Genomic DNA, 19,341 nt, shown 5'->3' with positions numbered 1-19,341 from the left:
ACATAAAAAGTTTTCCTGGTATGTTTTCTTCTAGTCTACACACCTTAATTTTTCTGTCTAGTTAATTGTAGCCTATCCAGATGCAATCTAATTTAGATCTGTGATTCAACGATTTTGATTTGACTTTATGTAGGTTTATTCAAAACACCACCTTTGAATATTACTAGATCTACTTTATACCGACTGATTTTTTTACAGATATTATTGATAGGTGCTTGATTTAAGAAATCGAGGTGTGGTATTTAATTACTTTCATCATTCCTGGTGAAAGTTCTATTTGTTCTTCTTTAGTGAAATAGGCATTCGTTTTTGGGAAGTTATTGTTCATTCTCGAGGTTTCTTGCGCATTGGGGGATGCTTAATAAGAACGAATGCAAAAAGAAAATGGTGATTTTTCCTTTAAATTATTCAAAATCATTCATTTGCTTTCTTATAAATTGGAGGTCTGTTAGGATACCAACCATTATTAACCGCCTCTATTTTATACCAACATTAAAGAATTACTCTGTACATCTATCCTCCCTTTCTTTGATAAGATCTATCCTCACCTTATTTTTCTATATCCTCTAGCAAAAAAAGTGTATCATTTAATTTTTTGCATAAACTATCAATATAAATGAGTAAGTATATAAATATTGATAGTCTTGCTATTGAAAAAAAGTTACTACAAAAAATTTTCGTATACCTAAATAGAAAATACCCATAGCTGTCTGTATTCTCTATCCCTTATCTGTTGAAGGCGTTTCATAATTACAGACAGAATGGGCATAAAAAATAGGGTATATCTTTCTAACCATCTTAGAGCAATATGATCTCTGTTGCATTTTTTAATAGGTTGCAACAATTTTTTTGCAAAACAAAAACCCCCACTCCATAAGAGTGGGGGCACTTTGCTATATAGCTTTACAAGCTTATTTGCTTAAAGCGTCTTTTGCTTGGTCAGCTAATGCAGTAAATGCTGCTGCATCGTTGACAGCCAAGTCAGCTAACATTTTACGGTTGATGTCGATTTCAGCTAATTTCAAACCATGCATCAATTTTGAGTAGCTCAAGCCATTCATACGAGCTGCTGCGTTGATACGAGCGATCCACAATTTACGGAAGTCGCGTTTCTTTTGACGACGATCGCGATATGCGTAGTTGTATGAATTCATTACTTGTTCTTTTGCTGTTTTAAATAAAGTGTGTTTTGAACCGTAGTAACCTTTTGCTAGTTTTAGCATTCTTTTACGACGTTTACGAGTTACTGTTCCACCTTTAACACGTGCCATGTATAATTCCTCCTAATAAAAATAAATCTTCAAATTTCGTTTGTTTGTGTTTTTTATTTCATTTTTGCTAGTTGTTGACGAATACGTTTGAAATCGCCACTAGAAACCATGCTTGCTTTACGCAATTGACGGCGTTGTTTTTTAGTTTTACCGTGGAAACGGTGACTTGTAAACGCACGGAAACGTTTTAATCCGCCTTTACCAGTACGTTTGAAACGTTTTGCTGATCCGCGGTGTGTTTTTTGTTTTGGCATGACTATATTTCCTCCTCAAAATCTTTCGTTATCCGACTATCGACTGTCCAACAGCCAGTTAGTCATTCAAATTACTTACTGTCGTTTTTCGGTGCCAGCGTCAAGAACATGCTGCGTCCGTCCATTTTCGCTTTTTGTTCCACTGTTGCAATATCAGCAGTTTCTTCAGCTAAGCGATCTAAGACTTTTTGACCAATTTCTTTATGGGTAATGGCACGGCCTTTGAAGCGGATAGAAGCTTTTACTTTATCGCCCTTCTCTAAGAACTTACGTGCATTACGAAGTTTTGTATTGAAGTCATTCAAATCGATTGTTGGACTTAAACGAACTTCTTTTACATTGATCACTTTTTGTTTTTTACGCGCCTCGCGGTCTTTCTTTTGTTGCTCGAAACGGTATTTCCCGTAGTCCATGATTCGCGCAACTGGTGGTTTCGCACCTGGTGCAACTAACACAAGATCTAAATTTGCTTGTTCTGCAATCTTCAATGCTTCTGCTTTTGTTTTAACTCCTAATTGCTCACCATCTGAACCGATCAATCGTAACTCACGCGCACGAATGCCGTCGTTAACCATCATATCCTTTGCTATGGTCATTCACCTCCAAATATTATGAGAGAAAGAAAAGCTTGCCGGATAAACGGCAATAAAAAAACGAGTTCTCTTACAGAACCCGCACGTCATTCACCTAACCAAGTAGATGAAAACTATCTAGCCCAGTGACTGTGTCAACTAAGGCGAGAAGCGGGTGCTTCTGCTTTTATTTCTCAACTTAAATAGTATAGCAAATCCTTGTTACTTTGTCAATGAAATTCTTATAAGTGATTGGTTTTCATTTTGATAGCCGTCTGTTGCATCCTTAGCACAAACTTTACATAAACGTTATTTCTAAAATAAAATTGATTCTAAATTCTAACCTTCATATAGGAAACTAAAATTACCTAGCACTAGGTAATTATTGATTAGGACAACGTTTCCATTTTTGATATTCTATATTCAAATAACAATTATTTTAATTTAAAACTGATTGTAAATTGAGATGGTCGTTATCAAAAAAATAAAAAATTTTGGAGGAATACGATGAAAAAACAACTTTTAGCCACTCTATTCTGCTCTACAGCTCTTTTCGGTAGCCTAATGATCAACCAGATTTCTGCTTCTGCTCACGGGTATGTGGAATCACCACCTAGTCGAGGTTATCAAGGGGCTATTGAACGAAATACGATTGGGTATTCCGCTGCTTGGGAAAAATACGGAGCAGTTATTACAAACCCTCAATCACTTGAAGCAAAAAAAGGATTTCCACAAGCTGGTCCTGCGGATGGACGGATTGCCTCTGCGGAAGGTGGCTTGGGCCAAATCGGTGATTTTGTCTTGGACAATCAAACAGCGAGTCGTTGGACAAAACAAGAAGTGAAACAAGGCGCTATGAACATCACATGGCGTTATACAGCTTCACATGCAACATCTAAATGGCATTATTACATGACAAAAGCTGATTGGAATCCAAATGATTCTTTAGATCGCGGTGATTTTGAGTTGATTGGTACGATCAACCACAATGGCTCGGCAGCAACAAATAATCCAAAACATAACATTACTATTCCAAGCAATCGCTTAGGTTACCATGTGATCTTAGCGGTCTGGGATGTTGCAGATACACCAAATGCCTTTTATAACGTGATCGATGTCAATGTAAAAGGTGAAGCTGGTATTCCAGTAGCACCATCTGCGCCACAAAATGTCCGCACAGCTAATGTGACAGCAAGTTCTGTCGCACTAACTTGGAACGGTCAAGCAAATACGGCTTCTTATAATGTTTATCGAAATGGCGCATTTATCGGTAATACAGCCAATGCTGAGTTTGCAGATAGTAAGCTTAAAGAAAAAACTACTTATCGTTATGAGATCGAAGCGGTTGGACAAAATGGCTTAACTTCACCTAAAACAGCTATTTCAGTGACGACGTTATCCCAAACAAGTCAAGAAAAACCAACTGCACCTAAAAGCCTGCATTCGATGGGAACCACTAGTTCAAGTGTTTCACTTATGTGGGGACGTTCTTCTCATACGCAAGGAATCAAGCAATATGATATTTACCGCAATGGTTCTCTAATTGGTTCAACTACAAAAACAACGTTTGATGATACGAACTTAAAAGCGAATACAACTTATACTTATACAGTCAAAGCAATCAGTAATTCTAATGAAGTTTCTGATACCAGCAATGTTTTAACTGTGACCACAAATAAAAAGGAAGAAGGTGGCACAGAAACGGAAGGCAGACAATGGATCTTAGGAACATTCGCTTCTCCACAGCTTTATACAAAACATGAAAAAGTGGTTTACCAAGGGAAACTGTGCGTAACATTACAAACACATGTTAATTATGGTGATACGACTTGGGCCCCTGATCAGGCAGATACATTATTCCGTTTAAACTAAAAAAGCAAAGCAGCTAGGAAAGACATTCCAACCTAGAGTCTGGGACAAATCTAAAAATCAGGTTTGCTACAGACTCTCGAATAAACGGCTGGAGCAGAAGCAACTCCTTCGGAAATAAGCCGAAATTCAAAAAAATTTGAAAAGCAATTTTCGTTCATTTCTTCTTATTTCTCGGAGTTAAACACTTCTGTCCCAGCCTCTCTCAAATAAACGGCGTCCAAAAGTCAGGTTTTTCGGAAATTTCAAAAAAAGCGAGCAATACAAAAAACGTATTGTTCGCTTTTTTATCCAATTTCTCAAACCTAAACAACTTTTGTCTCGATCTCTTTTTGTAGGAATAATTTTTAAACATCCATTCACGATTTTCCCAGCAATTATTTTCTGTTGTTTCACTTTCGAATAACTTCCGACAGCATTCTTTCACTATTTCAAGTTCAGCGGATTCTACGCCATAATGCCACTAACATCCAGATCGATAAAAGTAAGCTGATGATCAAAGCGATGCCCCATCCAAAGACGGAATGTGTAAAGGGTAATTGTAAATTCATCCCGAAAAATCCGGTAACGATGGTCGGCACCGTTAAAATCAATGACCAGACAGTTAGAAATTTCATCGTATCATTCAAATTATTATTCAATAGATTATTATAAGTTCCTGATAACTGGTCTAAAATTTGAGAAGCTAAATTAGTCATCTCAACTGCCTGTTTGGCTTCAATGAGTGCGTCATCCAACTGTTCTTTTTCTTTCTCTGTTAATTTCCGAAAAATAGCGAGAGCTTTGATTTGCTCAAGTAAGACGACATTTTGCTTTGTCCCAGTGACTAGATAGACCAAACCGACTTCTAAGTCAGATAAAGCCAACAGATTTTTATTTGTTGTTTTTTCTCGTAGTCGCATATTCAATCGTTGCCGTTCACTGTTAACCTCTTCAATAAGTGGGAAGAAAGAACCCGAAATCAGAAATAACGTTCTAAATAGCAAGCTATAAACAGAAACTTCTGAGTCTCTTTCTAGCAGAGCATTGAGCAAACGGATAACATACTCCGTATTTTTAGTCGTAAAGGTAAACAGCCCTCCATCTTTTAAAATAAACGCTACTGGACTAGTCTCATAATGATTTTCGATTTTTTGTTGATGCGGAACATTTGTTACTAACAATAGCGCATCATCTAAGCTATCATATTCTACACGTGCTCGTTCATTTTTATCGAGTGAGTAAGTCAGCATTTCATCACTTATCCCATACTCTTCTTTTAGATTTTTAACCGCGATGGCATCATCACTTGGAACATTCATCCAAAAATTTTGATCGTGGTTAAAAAAAATTTTTTCTCTCACTTTAGCTCCCCCTTTACTTGTACACAAAAATGAATGCGGACAAATCTAAAAATCAGTTTTGCTACAGACTCTAATTTTGAATAGAAGGCGTCCAAAAGCCAGATTTTTCGGAAATTTCAAAAAAAAAACGAGCATGGGACAAAAGTAAGAAACACTTTTGTCCCATTCTTTAAAAACGAATAAACGGTGGGAGCAGAAGCAACTCCTTCTTAAATAAGCCGAAATTTACAAAAATTTGAAAAGCAATTTTCGTGAATTTCTTCTTATTTCTCGGAGTTAAACATGTCCCAACCTCGTTCTTCTCTCCAATTTCTCAAACCTAAACGACTTTTGTCTCGACCTCATTCTATCATTTCTATGAAAAAAAATTAAGAAATACTGACTTCTTCTCGAATTTCTGCTAGTTTCTCTTCGATTATTTTCAATACCGCCTCTTTAGCTTCAGGATCTTCCACGAAATTAAACTGATCCCCATCGATCTGGATTTTAGGGCTTTCTTTATACTCCTCATACCACTGATCATAACGACGGTTCAATTCTTTGTAATAGTCATACAAGGTAGGGTCAAAAGAAAGTTGCTCATATGAACGTCCTCTTTTTTCGATCCGTTCAAGCATCGTCTCAAATGACACTCGAATGTGAACGAGTAGATCAGGATGCTTTTTGTGTGCAGCATAGGGAAGTTCTTCCATCATATTTTCAAGCAATTCATCATAGACGCGAACTTCAGTCTCCGTAGCTCTACCTAGATCTGCATTTAGGTGGAACAGCAATGAATCTTCATAAATAGAACGATCCAAAACATTGTTATCTTCTTCCATTGCTTGCTTGATACTTGCAAAACGTTTATTCAAAAAATATATTTGTAGCAAAAATGCGTACTGCTCAGGATTGGCATAAAATAAGGGTAGTACTTCATTATCATCGATTGATTCATAAAAAGCTTGACTGCCCAAGCGTTCAGCCATCATTTCTGTTAAACTTGATTTACCGGCACCAATCGTACCTGCTAAAACGATCACGCTCATTTACCTCCAACTCACTTCATCACTAAATATAGTGTCTTTTTCCAATTCTTTCTAAATATACCCCCAATATCTGGTAGTGTCAAATAGAAATCTCCCCTTTTCACTAAATTAAAAACCCAAAAATTTCTTAAGAAAAAAATGTTTTTTTGCGGAAAAACGTATTCTTTATTTTACTTCTGCGTTGGATTTAGTAAAATAAAGATGGATTGTTTTTTTGAACTTACATGTAAAAAATCATTCGATAGCGCAAATGATACACGGCGCTTTATTTTTTGCTCAAAAAGTTAGCGTAACATATAGAAGGAGTTAGATTATGGCAAACTATGGCCAAGGAGAATCAAATGGGAAAATCATTTTGATGGGAGAGCATGCAGTCGTCTACGGCGAACCAGCCATTGCTTTTCCTTTTTACGCGACTAAAGCGACTGCTGCTTTTGAAGAGCTACCTTTTTCGTCAGCCGATCAATTGGTTTCTTCTTATTATACAGGAAAATTGACTAGCGCTCCTCATACGTTGAAAAATATCAAACAATTAGTAGCTAGTTTAAAAAAAGAACAGCACATCAGTACAAATTTTCAATTAACGATCGATAGTACGATTCCCGCCGAGCGTGGGATGGGGTCTAGTGCAGCCGTAGCAACTGCTGTCACACGTGCCTTTTATGACTATCTTGCGCAACCTCTTTCTCGCGAACAGCTATTAAGAAATGTACAAATATCAGAAAAAATCGCTCATGGGAATCCTAGTGGGATCGATGCTGCTGCAACAAGTAGTTTAAAACCCATCTATTTTGTCAAAGGTCATCCCTTTGATTATTTTTCTTTGAATATCGATGCTTTTTTAATCGTAGCTGACACAGGCATCAAGGGACAAACACGTGAAGCAGTGAAAGATGTCGCTCATTTATTTGAAAAAGATCAACAGAAAACTGGACAAAAAATCCAACAACTAGGATACTTAACAAGGCAATCAAAAAAAGCAATCATCGAAAATGATCCGCTGCACCTCGCTCAAGCCATGAACGAAGCACAAGAACTCTTAAAAAGCTTGACCATCAGTAATGACTTTTTAGATTTGTTGATTGAGACAGCGAAAGACGCTGGTGCGCTAGGTGCCAAATTAACAGGTGGCGGCAGAGGCGGTTGTATGATTGCTCTTACTCAAACAAAAACAAAAGCCCAAGAAATCAGCGATGCACTTCTTCAAGCAGGTGCTGCTGCAACTTGGATTCAAGGATTAGGAGTACATACCTATGTTTAAAGGAAAAGCACGTGCGTATACGAATATTGCGCTAATCAAGTATTGGGGCAAAAAAAATGAAACGCTGATCCTCCCAATGAATAATAGTTTGTCATTGACACTTGATGCGTTTTATACAGAAACTGAAATCCTCTTCTCTGAGGAATTTACAGAAGATCGTTTTTACTTAGACGATCAGTTACAAGATGAAAAAGCCACAAAAAAAATAAGTGCATTTTTAGATCTAGCTAGAAAAAAAGCAGGAATAGCCTATAAAGCAACCATTACGAGTCAAAATTTTGTCCCTACTGCTGCTGGATTGGCTTCTTCTGCTAGTGGACTAGCTGCATTAGCTGGTGCGTGTAATGAAGCATTGCACTTAGGCTTAGATGACAAAGAATTGTCCAGACTGGCTAGACGTGGTTCTGGCTCTGCTTGTCGCAGCATCTTCGGCGGCTTTGTCGAATGGGAAAAGGGGCATGATGATGAAAGTTCCTACGCTCAACCCGTACCCTCAAATAATTTTGAAGAAGAGTTAGCTATGGTCTTTGTGCTTCTCAACGATCAAAAAAAAGATGTCTCTAGCAGAGATGGCATGCGCCGTACTGTAGCAACTTCCAGTTTTTATCAAGGTTGGCTAGATACTGTCGAAGCTGATCTTTATCAATTAAAACAAGCAATTCACACAAAAGATTTTCAAGCACTGGGAGAAACGATGGAAAGAAACGCATTGAAGATGCATGGCACGACATTAGCCGCTCTCCCTCCATTTACTTATTGGTCAGCTGATAGCCTAAAGGCGATGCAAGCCGTCCGTACTTTACGAAATGAAGGGATTCCTTGCTACTTTACAATGGATGCTGGTCCAAATGTGAAAGTGTTAGTTGAAAAGAAACAAGAAGAGATTGTGCGCCAAGCATTTAGCGATTTATTTAGCCCGCAGCAAGTCATTACGGCTCATGCTGGTCCAGGAATCAAGATTATTGAATAAAGGGAGATTTTTATGATTGAAGTATCTGCTCCAGGAAAACTTTATATTGCTGGAGAATATGCAGTTGTTGAAACCGGTCATCCAGCAATCATCGTTGCTGTAGATCAATTTGTGACAGTCACCGTAGAAGCCGCACGAAAAGTCGGCAGTATCCAATCTGCTCAATATAGCGGAATGCCGGTTCGTTGGACACGGCGCCATGGCGAGTTAGTCCTAGATATTCGTGAAAATCCATTTCATTATATTCTCGCAGCCATCCGCTTGACTGAGAAATATGCGCAAGAAAACAATATCTTACTTTCCTTCTATGACTTGAAAGTAACAAGTGAACTCGATAGTTCCAATGGTCGCAAATACGGGTTGGGTTCTAGTGGTGCAGTTACTGTTGCGACAGTTAAGGCACTAAATATTTTTTACGCCTTGAATCTAACACAATTGGAGATATTCAAAATTGCTGCTTTAGCAAATTTGGCCGTTCAAGATAACGGCTCGTGCGGTGATATCGCCGCAAGTTGTTATGGTGGTTGGATCGCCTTTTCCACTTTTGATCATCGTTGGCTCCAACAACAAGAAAAAAATTATTCCATCAGTGAACTATTAGCGATGGATTGGCCAGGACTTTCAATCGAGTCGCTTTGTACTCCTAAAGATTTACGTTTATTGATTGGTTGGACTGGCAGTCCAGCGTCCACTTCTGATCTAGTGGACCAAGTCCATCGGTCACGAACAGATAAAATGACCGCATATCAACAATTTTTGCAAGCTAGTACAGAATGTGTCAATGAAATGATCAAAGGATTCAAAGAGAACAATGTATCACTGATCCAACAAATGATCCGAAAAAACCGTGAGCTATTACATGATCTTTCTGCGATCACTGGTGTATTGATCGAAACACCTGCTTTGAATAAATTATGCAGTTTAGCAGAAGAATATGAGGGAGCAGCGAAATCATCAGGTGCTGGTGGTGGCGACTGTGGGATCGTGATCGTTGATCAAAAATCAGGTATTCTCCCTTTGATGAGTGCGTGGGAAGCCGCAGAAATCACTCCACTTCCGCTCCATGTCTATAGCTATCAAAGAAAGGAAAAAGCATGAATCGTAAAGATGAACATGTCTCATTAGCGAAAGCCTTCCATAACAAACAAAAAAATGAGTTTGATACTGTACGGATCGTTCATAATGCTTTACCGCAGCTTGCAGTTTCAGAAGTCAGCCTTCATACTTCCGTGGCTGGTTTAGACTTGCATTATCCTTTTTATATCAATGCAATGACTGGCGGAAGCGAAAAAACCAAAAAAATCAACCGCGAATTAGCAACAATCGCTAAAGAAACAGACTTAATGATTGCGACAGGTTCAGTGAGTGCCGCTTTAAAAGATCCGACATTAGCTGAGACATACCAAGTGATGCGTGACGTTTATCCTAACGGAAAGATCTTAGCGAATGTCGGCGCAGGTACTTCGGTCGTCAAGGCGAAACAAGCAATTGAACTTTTTGAGGCAGATGCCTTACAAATCCACCTAAATGCACCCCAAGAGTTGGTCATGCCTGAAGGTGATCGTGATTTTTCAAATTGGAAAGAGTTGATCCAAGCAATCAGAGAAGAAATCTCGGTACCTTTGATTGTCAAAGAAGTGGGTTTTGGGATGACCAGAGAAACGATTGACGAATTGGCTGCATTAGGCGTCAAAACAATCGATATCAGTGGTCGCAGTGGTACAAGTTTTACTCAGATCGAAAATGCACGTCGCCCTAAAAGAGAATTGAACTATCTAGCTGATTGGGGGCAATCAACGGTTACTTCACTATTAGAAGCAAATGAAGCGAAATATCCTGTTGAGGTATTAGCATCTGGCGGCATCCGAAATGCCTTTGACATCTTTAAAGCTCTCTGTCTTGGCGCTCAAGCCGTAGGAATATCAGGAACCGTACTGAATTCCTTGATGAGTAATGGCGTAGAAGATACTATACAGTTACTCAAAGATTGTCAGGATGAACTTCGTTTGTTATTTACGATGGTTGGTGCAGAAACAATCGATCAGTTGCATCATCACCCAGTTATCTTGACGGGGGCTACCAAAGATTGGTGCGAAGCAAGAGGGATCTCTTTGACGAAATACGGAAATCGGAAATAAATGAATGTGGGACAAATCTAAAAATCAAGTTTGCTGCAGACTCTCGAATAAACGGCAGAAATAGTCTCTCTGAAAAACATAATGAAATCCACAAAAATTGTAAATTCGATTTTTGTGGATTTTTTCTTGTTTCTTGAAATTTCTCACTTCGGTCTAGAAATCACAAAAAAAGAGCGTGGGACAAAACTAAAAATCAGTTTTGCCACAGACTCTAACTCCGAATAAACGGTGGGAGCAGAAGTAACTTCTTCTATCCCAACCTCTTTTTAAACACTTTTGTCCGACCTCTTTTTGTTACTTCTAAGCTCACACGTTGTTTAAGGTTGTTTCCCGATATACGCTAGAATACCGCCGTCTACATAAAGGATATGCCCATTGACGAAATCAGAAGCGCTAGATGCTAAGAATACAGATGGACCAGCTAAATCGACTGGTTCACCCCAACGTGCTGCTGGTGTACGTCCAACGATGAATTGATCAAATGGATGACGTTCTCCATTTTCTTGCTTTTCTCTCAAAGGTGCTGTTTGTGGTGTGGCGATGTAGCCAGGGCCGATGCCATTACATTGGATGTTGTATTGACCATATTCAGAAGCAATATTCTTTGTCAACATCTTCAAGCCGCCTTTAGCAGCTGCATAAGCACTAACTGTTTCACGACCTAATTCACTCATCATTGAACAAATATTGATGATTTTACCACCACCCTTTTCGATCATATCTGGAATAACTGCTTTTGATACGATAAAAGGTGCATTTAGATCCACATCGATCACTTGACGGAAATCTGCCGCATCCATCTCGATCATCGGAGTGCGCTTGATGATCCCAGCGTTATTGACCAAAATATCAACAGAGCCAACTTCTTCTTTGATTTGTTTGACCATTGCTTGAACTGCAGGCTCGTCTGTTACGTCACAAACATACCCTTTTGCTTCGATTCCGGCTTCTTTGTAGTGCGCTACCCCTTCATCGACTGATTCTTGTGACAAATTATTGAACACGATCGTTGCCCCCGCTGCTGCCAGTGAACGAGCGATTTCAAACCCAATTCCGTAAACAGCACCAGTTACTAGTGCTACTTTTCCATCTAAACGAAACATATCCATTGTAAATTCCATTTTTTATCCTCCTTCTTATTTCAACTGATCCATTGGTACCATATCCATATCGGTATACGTGATATTTTCTCCACACATTGCCCAAATAAATGAATAATTGCTCGTTCCGACACCAGAGTGAATCGACCAACTTGGAGAAAAAACTGCTTGCTCGTTGTCCACTACTAAGTGTTTTGTTTCATCAGGTTTACCCATCATATGGAAAACACGTGTATCTTCTTTGGCAAAATCAAAATAAACATAAGCTTCCATGCGGCGTTCATGTGTATGACATGGCATCGTATTCCAAGAACTACCTGGCTCTAAAATAGTGTAACCCATCTGTAACTGGCAGCTTTCGCAAACATTTGGATGGATATATTGATAGATTTTGCGTTCATTCAATGACAACCCTTCGCCTGTTTCCATTGGTTTCACTTGATCGATGCTGATTTTGACATTTGGATATTTATGGTGTGCTGGTACTGAACTAATGTAAAATTTTGCTGGATTTTCTGGATCTTTTGAAGAAAATACGACATGCTTTGTTTCTTTGCCGATGTAATAGCCATCTTGCTTTTTCATGTCTTCTTTCTTTCCTTCGATTTCGATGAATCCAGGTCCACCAATATTGATTACCCCTAATTCACGACGTTCCAAGAAATATTCAACACCTAATTCTTTATCAAGCGTGATTTCTAATTCTTTTTCTGTTGGTGTTACTCCGCCAAAAATCATGCGGTCATTGTGGGTATAAGTCAAACTGATTTTTCCAGGTTTCAAATACTTTCTCCACTAAAAATTCTTTTCTTAATTGTTCTGTTGAATAATGACGAATATCTTCCGGGCTATGTGTATAACGTGTTTCCATTTCTTGCATGTCTATCTTCTCCTTTTTATCTTACGATTTTTCCTGAGCCGTACGCTAAAAAGCGAGCGACTTCTGATTGATCAAATTGGTTACAATCCCCATGGACGGTGTGTTTCAAAGCAGATGCAGCAGTAGCAAAATCAATGATCTCTTGTGGCGTATTTTTTTCTAAAATGCCATGTAAGACCCCACCGGCAAAAGCATCCCCACCTCCCACGCGGTCCACGATAGGTGTAATTTCATGTACTTGTGATTCGAAATATCCATGATCCATCCATAAAGTGCCTTGTAACTCATTGTCACTAGCGGAATGAACTTTTCGTTTCGTCGAATAAAAAACATTGATGTTTGGATATTTTTCTTGCATTTTCTGGTAATAATAAATCAACGGTTGTTCCACTTCTTCTGGAGAATCTTTGATACCCAATAGATAACGAGCATCTAGTTCGCCAGCGGAACAAATATCGACATACGGCAACAATTGTTGGATTGTTTCACTTGCTTCTTTTGGTGTCCAAAGCTTTCCTCGATAATTGATATCAAAACTGACTAAGCAGCCCATTTTCTTCGCTTCTTGCATGAGTTTCTTTGTGAGGACTCGCCAAGCTTGTGACAACGCCGGTGTAATTCCCGAAATATGGAAGATCTCTGCTCCTTGGAACAGCTGTTTGCCGTTCCATTCATCTTCTTCCATCAGTGCAAAGCTCGAACCCGCTCGGTCATAAATAACGGAAGCCGCTCGTTCCCCAACCCCAGTTTCCATATAATAAGAACCTAACCGCGGACCACCGAATAAAAGATGTGTTGTATCCACACCATAACTTTGCAGATGTTTTTTAACGGCCTTCCCTATTGCATGGTCAGGAACCTTGGAAGCAAAACCAACCTCATGTCCATAATTAGCTAATGAGATGGCCACATTTGCTTCACCACCGCCGTAATGCGCGTGGAAAGTTTCACTGGTTTCAAGTCTTTTCCCCTGATCGGTTGATAAACGCAACATGATTTCACCTAATGTGATTGCTTTCCCCATCGCACCTACCCCTTTATTTCTTGTAATTTCGCGACGTATTGCTGAGCCACTTCGGTTACTTTATCAAAATCGCCTGTTGCGGCAGGAGCCAATAAATTGCCTCCTACACCTACAGTGATCACGCCGGCATCGAACCAATCCTTCATATTATCTAAACTGACTCCACCAGTCGGCATGATATTGAGTTGTGGCATTGGCGCTTTAAATGCAGTAACGATACTAGGACCATAGGCGCTACCCGGAAATAATTTGACGATATCCACACCACTCTTAAGTGCTGTTTTCATTTCATCGATCGTCATGCATCCTGGCAAGTAAGGTATCTGATACAAATTACATAACTCAGCCGTTTCTTTGTCAAAACAAGGACTGACAATATATTCAGCTCCTGCCAAAATAGCTAATCGTGCTGTTACAGCATCTAAGACTGTTCCCGCACCGATCACCACATCTTTTTGATCTTTGTAGATCGACAATAATTCTTTGATCACTTGATCTGCTTGTGGGACAGTAAATGTCAGTTCAAGCCCTTTTAGCCCGCCTTTGACTATTGATTGGCAAGCACTGAGCGCTTCTTCTTTCGTCTCTCCACGGACAACAGCGATTACTCCAGCTTTTTTTAAACGTGTCAAAATGTCTAGTTTTTTCATTTTTTCCACCAGTTTCCTATAAAGAAATTTAGTTTTATAATTTGGAAATCTATATCCATATTATACGACAGTGGCGAAAAAACGCAAACGCTTTTTCATTTTTTTTTGAGTGTTTTTTCAATTTCTTCTTTCGTTTGTTTGATTGATTGGATGATTTTATCTTTTACTTCAGGTGTCAAACGATATTTAGGCATGCTAATGCTAAAAGCCCCGATGATTTCCTCTCCTTTGACAATCGAAGCCCCGATACAAAAAATATCCTTTTCGACTTCTTCGTCATCAAAAGCAACCTGGGTCATTTTTACTTCATCAAGTTCTTTTCTCAGTTTCAAACTATTCGTTATTGTATATTCTGTATATGGGATCAATTGGTGTGACTCCACATACTTTTCATACTGCGGTTCAGCGAACTCAGCTAATACGGCTTTCCCCATAGCCGAGCTATATAAAGGCCTTGTGATTCCTATTTTAGAAGACATTCTGATTGTCTGATTTTTGGGATCCAGTTTATTGACGTATAATATTTCCTCGTTGTCCAACACACCTAAGTGAATCGTTTCGTCAATCGTTTCCTGTAATTTTTCTAAATATGGTCGTGTGATTTCGACTAAATCGATCTGATCGATATTTTTATTGGCATAACGCACAAGTTTCCCGCCTAAGCGATAATTTTTCTCTGTACTCTTATTGACATACCCAATCAGCAGTAATGTATCTAAAATTTTCAATACTGTCGATGGTGTCATATCTGTGCCTTTCGCAATTTCTTGTAAAGAAGTGTCTGGTTGCTCAGCCAGAAAATCTAAAATAATCGATGCTTTGATCAGCACCGTACCGTAAGGTTTCTTTTTTTCCATATCGCTTCCTCCTATTTCTATATAGGAAATTATAATCAAATTAGACGAAAATTGAAAGGGATTTCTATTAAAAAAAGAATTCAGCCTAAAAATAAATGATAAATTGCTTCAATAAAATTGAAAAAGAGTGTGACAAATTTCTCGACACACTCTTTTTTGAATAAATGGCATTCTAAACGCAAATTTTCCGAAAAATACATCAAGATTCTTATACTTGATTACTTCTAACTAATTACTTTGGACTCTCTGATTCCAAAAAAATGGATATACATTCCTACTTGTTACCTCTCTCTACTTTTTTTATTTTCATTTGTAGGTTGAAGACTTCTCACTTGAGCAGCTTTTGTGATAGCTGATTTTTGATAATTTTCTAATTTTGTTTTGAAACTTCCCTTTAATTCTTCATGTAGTTCAATATCAGCTTGTAGAACCTGTTTTTTAAGCAACAGTTTGCTTGCATTCTTCTACTACTTTCAGCATATGAGAAAAATTGTTTATCTTATCCGTCATTTCTCCCAATTTTTGCTTGGTTAGTTCCCGAATTTCATTAAGATCAGTTTCAAGAATAATGGACTGACTGTCCACTGCATCATAGTTAGAACCTTCCTTATGATCATCCATATGTTGTTGTGACTTCTCTATTCCTGAAAGGGCGATACTCTTCTCATTCTTTTCAAATTCAGATCTTTTTGTACTCATATCTTTTTCAAAATCGGAACCACTGGCTATCTGACTGTCAGCTGAACGAATTTCGCTAGTCGTCGATCCTTGATTTTCGAAAACTCTTACACTTTCATATGATCCCTCAGAAATAATCGATAACCTTGTAGATAAGTCACTCTCTTTATTTACACCTAATTTATTGTGGTCATAATCCTCTACTATTTGTTTAAAATCAGTGAGAGCAGGATTGGATGTCTCTATGTTGGGTAAATAGAATGGATAATCTATAAGATCTCTTTTACGTTCGCCAGCACTCTTAAGATTATGTATGACTCTCTTCACGATCGCTGTCTGTCTATTTTTTTCAGAGATACTCATTTTTTTAGTCTCCATTTGTTTATACTCTGCAGTAAGCGAAACTAAAAAAGAATAATATTTTGCATGATTATTTTGGGCGATCCAACACTCTTTCTTATACATTTTAATCTCATTGATACCGTCCTCTCGTGTTTTCTCTACAGGATTTTCAGACTGTTTTTCTCGCAGTTTTGAATTGGATAGTGGGACAAGCCCCTCAATTTTAAGGCCGTCCATCTTAGAGTTAAGCGCTATCATTTTATCTAGTATTTGCGGGCTTTCTTTTCTTACATTCACAATCGTTTGCGAGAGTTCTCTATCAGATAATTCGACTATGGACAGATCCAATACTGCTTGATAGTTAGAACTCAGTTCTTTTTTCAATCGATTCATACCTTTTATCTCAACTGCCATGATCTCAAGATTGTGTTTCTTTTCTTTTAGAAAATCGATATAACTAAAAAACTTTTTTAATTCAATTAGTTCCTTATTTATTTCCGCCAGTCTCTTTTTTCCATATTCTCTTGTCAGTGGATCATTTGTATTTGCGGTTACTTGGAATGCTTCTATTTCAGACTGTTTTTCTTTTTCCAATATAGAGTAAAAAGTCTCATGTCTCATTAGTGCATCTTTACTCTGCATTTTTTTTAGCATCTCTTCTAACTGACTGATTTCAATAGTCAATTTTTGGTGTTTCTCATATTCGCCAGCCCCTACTAATTGGTTCGTTCGTGCTAAGGTATCCAATTCTACCTGTAGTTTTTCTTTTTCTTTCTTTAGATCCTTTATTTCAGATACCATTTCTTTCATTCTTTTTTTATTTTTTCCTCTGCCAAATCATACATGCCCATTCCTCCTTATAATTTACTAACGATATTTATCTTACTATGGAATCTTTGTATTGCTTGAACGATATTTACCGATAACAAAAAATACAGTTTCCACAGATGATTTTGAGGTTTTCCTCATGATTTTCTCGTAACAAAAACTCAGTAATTCTTCTATAGAAAGAAGAATGAATGTGGGACAAATCTAAAAATCAGGTTTGCTACAGACTCTCGAATAAACGACGGGAGCAGAAGCAACTCCTTCGGAAATAAGCCGAAATTCACAAAAATTTGAAAAGCAATTTTCGTTCATTTCTTCTTATTTCTCGGAGTTAAACACTTCTGTCCCAGCCTCTCTCAAATAAACGGTGTCCAAAAGTCAGTTTTTTCGGAAATCTCAAAAAAAAAACGAGCAATACAAAAAACGTATTGTTCGTTTTTCTCTACAATTTCTCAAACCTAAACGACTTTTGTCTCGACCTCATTCTAAATATGAATAAAGGAAGATAGTAGAAGCGTAACTCTTCCGAAAAACAAACCAAAATTTACAAAAATCAGAAAAGCAATTTCTGTGAATTTCTTCTTATTCTCGGAGTAAGACACCTCCCGACCTTTCTAAAGTTTTGTTCTATTACATTATATGTATGGCTACGACTCTTGCATTTTAGATCAGCTAGAGATCCACTAGTTATGCCAATTCTGTTACTACTTCTTTCTTGGTTCGAGACTTCGCTTGTGGTTTGTGGCTGCTTTTATCTTTGCTTACTTCTTTTGATCGATCTGTTACCTGCTCAAATGATTGCTGTAGGTTCTCCTTCGATTTATCTGTTGGATTCTGGAGTTGTGCCAATTCACTTTGCTTGCTTTCGATTTTTTCTTTGCAAGAACTAATTGTATTATCCAGCCGTTTGATCGTCCCTTTTCTAAAGAAATTACGTATCCTTCCTATAAGGGTTTTTCCACGATCTGTGAATACTTCTCGCTGTGTTATAGCTTTCCCAAGTTCTTCCTTAATGATGGAGATACCGTTATTCAATACGAATATTTCTTTGTAATTTTTGGATATGCCTGTTTCATCCTTAACGACCTGACCGTTAACAGTTGAATACCTTGGATAACTCTGCTTCGAAGGCGCCTCTTGTTTCTTCACTTCTGTCGGTGTTCCCTTGTTCTCTGGTACTTTTACGGCTACGGCTTCTTTTACCCCGTCTGTAGAGGTTTCTCTAGCATCAAATTCATTAGATACTAAACTGACCCGTCCACTCACACTTTGATTTGACGCTTGTGTAAAACTTCCTTGATCTTTTGTAGCTCCTTGCCCACTAGGAATCGGCACTTCCTGATAAAATGTCTGGTCTTTTTTTTGATCATTTTTATCTGGCATTTCTACTTTGCTTGTTTGTTGTCTTGCTTCAACAACTTTTTGAAGTCTCGACACAAATTTTATTACTTTAACGGAAGCAGACTTTGCCATTTTGTTTCCCTTCAACTTCTTTTCATAATCTTCTAGTGCATCTGCTACTACATAGTTTTGCTGGTAAAAGTTATTGACCATTACAACACAATTTTTCTTATATTTTTCTGCATTATTGAGTATGTTTTGGGCTGTTTTATTTTTCTCAAAAGATTTCTCTGGAATAGTTGTTTCAATAAAATTATTATCAATAAGTTGATCTACATCTTTAAGTAATTTCTTCTGACCCTCAGTTACGATATTATCTAATCGGTTGTATAATTTCTCCAATACATTTCCTTGACACTTAGATATTTCTGTAAGTAGTTTATCCGTTTTTTGGTTCTCATTACCATAATAGTCTCTTTTCTGCCTTCCACTTGCTAGTAGCTGGCTGATCCCTTTTGAAATTTCATCTTTTGGTGTCTGTTCACTTAAATATAGATATTGGTTGTCGATTCCTTTTATTTTTTTATTCACAATATTCAGTTTTTTTATCCAATTTGTTTCCTCACTAGGATTAATATACCTACCACCTAGTTTCTTCTCTAAAATAGTTCGTTCTACTTTTAAATTAGAGACTTCTATTTCATGAAGTGCCTTATGCGATATACTTTGATCAGGATTTCTAAGTGCCTTTATCTCCTGTCTCAAGTATAGGATTCGATCCATTTTACTATCACCGTATCTTGACAACTGTTGCTCTGAACTTTGTAGCCTTTTTAACTCATCCTCTCTTTTGCTAAGTTCTGCTTTTCGTTTGTCTTCATTTATTTTTTCATAGTTCGGTTCTGTAGCCATATTATTTCTCCTTTTCATTTTCT

At 37.9% G+C, this 19,341-nt stretch carries 17 protein-coding genes, 3 pseudogenes and 1 other annotated feature; of the genes and pseudogenes, 5 read left to right on the top strand and 15 right to left on the bottom strand.

The genetic code is table 11. The annotated features are described in order from the left end of the window. Positions 1 to 911: 911 nt before the first annotated feature. From rplT to infC, 3 genes are all read right to left on the bottom strand, one after another. Positions 912 to 1,271 (bottom strand): 50S ribosomal protein L20, encoded by a 360-nt coding sequence (rplT, locus tag ED2_RS09790; protein ID WP_005875407.1) that lies wholly within the window; start codon positions 1,269 to 1,271, stop codon positions 912 to 914. Between the two features lie 53 nt (positions 1,272 to 1,324). After that, positions 1,325 to 1,525 (bottom strand): 50S ribosomal protein L35, encoded by a 201-nt coding sequence (rpmI, locus tag ED2_RS09785; RefSeq protein ID WP_002289309.1) that lies wholly within the window; start codon positions 1,523 to 1,525, stop codon positions 1,325 to 1,327. 71 nt (positions 1,526 to 1,596) lie between these two features. Beyond that, positions 1,597 to 2,121 (bottom strand): translation initiation factor IF-3, encoded by a 525-nt coding sequence (infC, locus tag ED2_RS09780; protein ID WP_016177253.1) that lies wholly within the window; start codon positions 2,119 to 2,121, stop codon positions 1,597 to 1,599. A gap of 43 nt (positions 2,122 to 2,164) precedes the next feature. Further along, positions 2,165 to 2,290 (bottom strand) — a sequence feature (ribosomal protein L20 leader region). 314 nt (positions 2,291 to 2,604) lie between these two features. Here infC and ED2_RS09775 point away from each other — a divergent pair. After that, positions 2,605 to 3,969, top strand: a complete 1,365-nt coding sequence (locus ED2_RS09775) for a lytic polysaccharide monooxygenase (protein ID WP_016177252.1) — start codon at positions 2,605 to 2,607, stop codon at positions 3,967 to 3,969. Positions 3,970 to 4,045: 76 nt separating this feature from the next. Here ED2_RS09775 and ED2_RS16535 read toward each other — a convergent pair. The 3 genes and pseudogenes from ED2_RS16535 to ED2_RS09765 form a co-directional block, all read right to left on the bottom strand. After that, positions 4,046 to 4,165: pseudogene (locus ED2_RS16535) on the bottom strand (DUF3788 family protein); the annotation flags it as partial. 238 nt (positions 4,166 to 4,403) lie between these two features. Continuing rightward, positions 4,404 to 5,309, bottom strand: coding sequence for a magnesium transporter CorA family protein (locus ED2_RS09770; protein WP_005875404.1), 906 nt, complete (start codon positions 5,307 to 5,309; stop codon positions 4,404 to 4,406). Between the two features lie 368 nt (positions 5,310 to 5,677). Continuing rightward, on the bottom strand, positions 5,678 to 6,337 hold the full coding sequence (locus tag ED2_RS09765; RefSeq protein ID WP_025481376.1) for a deoxynucleoside kinase: 660 nt from the start codon (positions 6,335 to 6,337) through the stop codon (positions 5,678 to 5,680). Between the two features lie 313 nt (positions 6,338 to 6,650). On the opposite strand from ED2_RS09765, the gene mvk reads away from it, so the two are divergent. Genes mvk through fni form a run of 4 tightly spaced genes read left to right on the top strand, consistent with a single transcriptional unit; the run spans position 6,651 to position 10,706 of the window. Then, positions 6,651 to 7,598 carry a mevalonate kinase gene (gene mvk / locus ED2_RS09760; RefSeq protein WP_005875402.1) on the top strand — a complete coding sequence of 316 codons (948 nt, stop codon included), beginning with the start codon at positions 6,651 to 6,653 and terminating at the stop codon, positions 7,596 to 7,598. Next, entirely contained in the window at positions 7,591 to 8,568 is a 978-nt protein-coding gene (mvaD, locus tag ED2_RS09755; RefSeq protein WP_005875400.1) for a diphosphomevalonate decarboxylase, read from the top strand. Before mvk ends, mvaD begins: the two co-directional genes overlap by 8 nt. 12 nt (positions 8,569 to 8,580) lie before the next feature. Further along, positions 8,581 to 9,666, top strand: a complete 1,086-nt coding sequence (locus ED2_RS09750) for a phosphomevalonate kinase (protein ID WP_005875399.1) — start codon at positions 8,581 to 8,583, stop codon at positions 9,664 to 9,666. Continuing rightward, on the top strand, positions 9,663 to 10,706 hold the full coding sequence (gene fni / locus ED2_RS09745) for a type 2 isopentenyl-diphosphate Delta-isomerase (RefSeq protein WP_016177250.1): 1,044 nt from the start codon (positions 9,663 to 9,665) through the stop codon (positions 10,704 to 10,706). The genes ED2_RS09750 and fni overlap by 4 nt, the downstream gene beginning before the upstream one ends. A gap of 317 nt (positions 10,707 to 11,023) precedes the next feature. On the opposite strand, the gene ED2_RS09740 is transcribed toward fni, so the two are convergent. The 9 genes and pseudogenes from ED2_RS09740 to ED2_RS09705 form a co-directional block, all read right to left on the bottom strand. Continuing rightward, entirely contained in the window at positions 11,024 to 11,827 is an 804-nt protein-coding gene (locus ED2_RS09740; RefSeq protein WP_005875395.1) for a gluconate 5-dehydrogenase, read from the bottom strand. A 15-nt stretch (positions 11,828 to 11,842) separates the two neighbouring features. After that, positions 11,843 to 12,686, bottom strand: a pseudogene (gene kduI, locus ED2_RS09735) (5-dehydro-4-deoxy-D-glucuronate isomerase). 16 nt (positions 12,687 to 12,702) lie between these two features. Next, positions 12,703 to 13,710 carry a sugar kinase gene (locus ED2_RS09725; RefSeq protein WP_016177247.1) on the bottom strand — a complete coding sequence of 336 codons (1,008 nt, stop codon included), beginning with the start codon at positions 13,708 to 13,710 and terminating at the stop codon, positions 12,703 to 12,705. Positions 13,711 to 13,715: 5 nt separating this feature from the next. Further along, positions 13,716 to 14,360 (bottom strand): bifunctional 4-hydroxy-2-oxoglutarate aldolase/2-dehydro-3-deoxy-phosphogluconate aldolase, encoded by a 645-nt coding sequence (locus tag ED2_RS09720; RefSeq protein ID WP_005875389.1) that lies wholly within the window; start codon positions 14,358 to 14,360, stop codon positions 13,716 to 13,718. Between the two features lie 95 nt (positions 14,361 to 14,455). Further along, a complete protein-coding gene (locus tag ED2_RS09715) occupies positions 14,456 to 15,217 on the bottom strand; it encodes an IclR family transcriptional regulator (RefSeq protein WP_005875388.1) in 762 nt (253 codons plus the stop codon). A 281-nt stretch (positions 15,218 to 15,498) separates the two neighbouring features. Next, positions 15,499 to 15,663, bottom strand: coding sequence for a hypothetical protein (locus ED2_RS15710; RefSeq protein WP_155854543.1), 165 nt, complete (start codon positions 15,661 to 15,663; stop codon positions 15,499 to 15,501). Further along, a complete protein-coding gene (locus ED2_RS09710; protein ID WP_060789777.1) occupies positions 15,656 to 17,047 on the bottom strand; it encodes a hypothetical protein in 1,392 nt (463 codons plus the stop codon). Before ED2_RS09710 ends, ED2_RS15710 begins: the two co-directional genes overlap by 8 nt. Before the next feature lie 248 nt (positions 17,048 to 17,295). Continuing rightward, a pseudogene (locus ED2_RS16405) lies at positions 17,296 to 17,415 on the bottom strand (DUF3788 family protein); the annotation flags it as partial. Between the two features lie 337 nt (positions 17,416 to 17,752). Beyond that, the gene (locus ED2_RS09705) at positions 17,753 to 19,318 is read right to left on the bottom strand and encodes a hypothetical protein (protein ID WP_016177246.1); all 1,566 of its coding nucleotides are present in this window, start codon (positions 19,316 to 19,318) and stop codon (positions 17,753 to 17,755) included. Between the last annotated feature and the right edge of the window lie 23 nt (positions 19,319 to 19,341).

It is taken from the genome of Enterococcus durans NBRC 100479 = LMG 10746, from assembly GCF_001544215.1.
GTDB lineage: Bacteria > Bacillota > Bacilli > Lactobacillales > Enterococcaceae > Enterococcus_B > Enterococcus_B durans.
The sequence above is the reverse complement of the archived record's forward strand: the minus strand, read 5'-3'. Positions and strand labels throughout refer to the sequence as shown.

Bases quoted from the DNA above. Each gene is read 5' to 3' on its own strand.
- rplT (WP_005875407.1), bottom strand. From the start codon at position 1,271: ATGGCACGTGTTAAAGGTGGAACAGTAACTCGTAAACGTCGTAAAAGA.
- rpmI (WP_002289309.1), bottom strand. From the start codon at position 1,525: ATGCCAAAACAAAAAACACACCGCGGATCAGCAAAACGTTTCAAACGT.
- infC (WP_016177253.1), bottom strand. From the start codon at position 2,121: ATGACCATAGCAAAGGATATGATGGTTAACGACGGCATTCGTGCGCGT.
- ED2_RS09775 (WP_016177252.1), top strand. From the start codon at position 2,605: ATGAAAAAACAACTTTTAGCCACTCTATTCTGCTCTACAGCTCTTTTC.
- ED2_RS09765 (WP_025481376.1), bottom strand. From the start codon at position 6,337: ATGAGCGTGATCGTTTTAGCAGGTACGATTGGTGCCGGTAAATCAAGT.
- mvk (WP_005875402.1), top strand. From the start codon at position 6,651: ATGGCAAACTATGGCCAAGGAGAATCAAATGGGAAAATCATTTTGATG.
- mvaD (WP_005875400.1), top strand. From the start codon at position 7,591: ATGTTTAAAGGAAAAGCACGTGCGTATACGAATATTGCGCTAATCAAG.
- ED2_RS09750 (WP_005875399.1), top strand. From the start codon at position 8,581: ATGATTGAAGTATCTGCTCCAGGAAAACTTTATATTGCTGGAGAATAT.
- fni (WP_016177250.1), top strand. From the start codon at position 9,663: ATGAATCGTAAAGATGAACATGTCTCATTAGCGAAAGCCTTCCATAAC.
- ED2_RS09740 (WP_005875395.1), bottom strand. From the start codon at position 11,827: ATGGAATTTACAATGGATATGTTTCGTTTAGATGGAAAAGTAGCACTA.
- ED2_RS09725 (WP_016177247.1), bottom strand. From the start codon at position 13,710: ATGGGGAAAGCAATCACATTAGGTGAAATCATGTTGCGTTTATCAACC.
- ED2_RS09720 (WP_005875389.1), bottom strand. From the start codon at position 14,360: ATGAAAAAACTAGACATTTTGACACGTTTAAAAAAAGCTGGAGTAATC.
- ED2_RS09715 (WP_005875388.1), bottom strand. From the start codon at position 15,217: ATGGAAAAAAAGAAACCTTACGGTACGGTGCTGATCAAAGCATCGATT.
- ED2_RS09710 (WP_060789777.1), bottom strand. From the start codon at position 17,047: ATGAAAGAAATGGTATCTGAAATAAAGGATCTAAAGAAAGAAAAAGAA.
- ED2_RS09705 (WP_016177246.1), bottom strand. From the start codon at position 19,318: ATGGCTACAGAACCGAACTATGAAAAAATAAATGAAGACAAACGAAAA.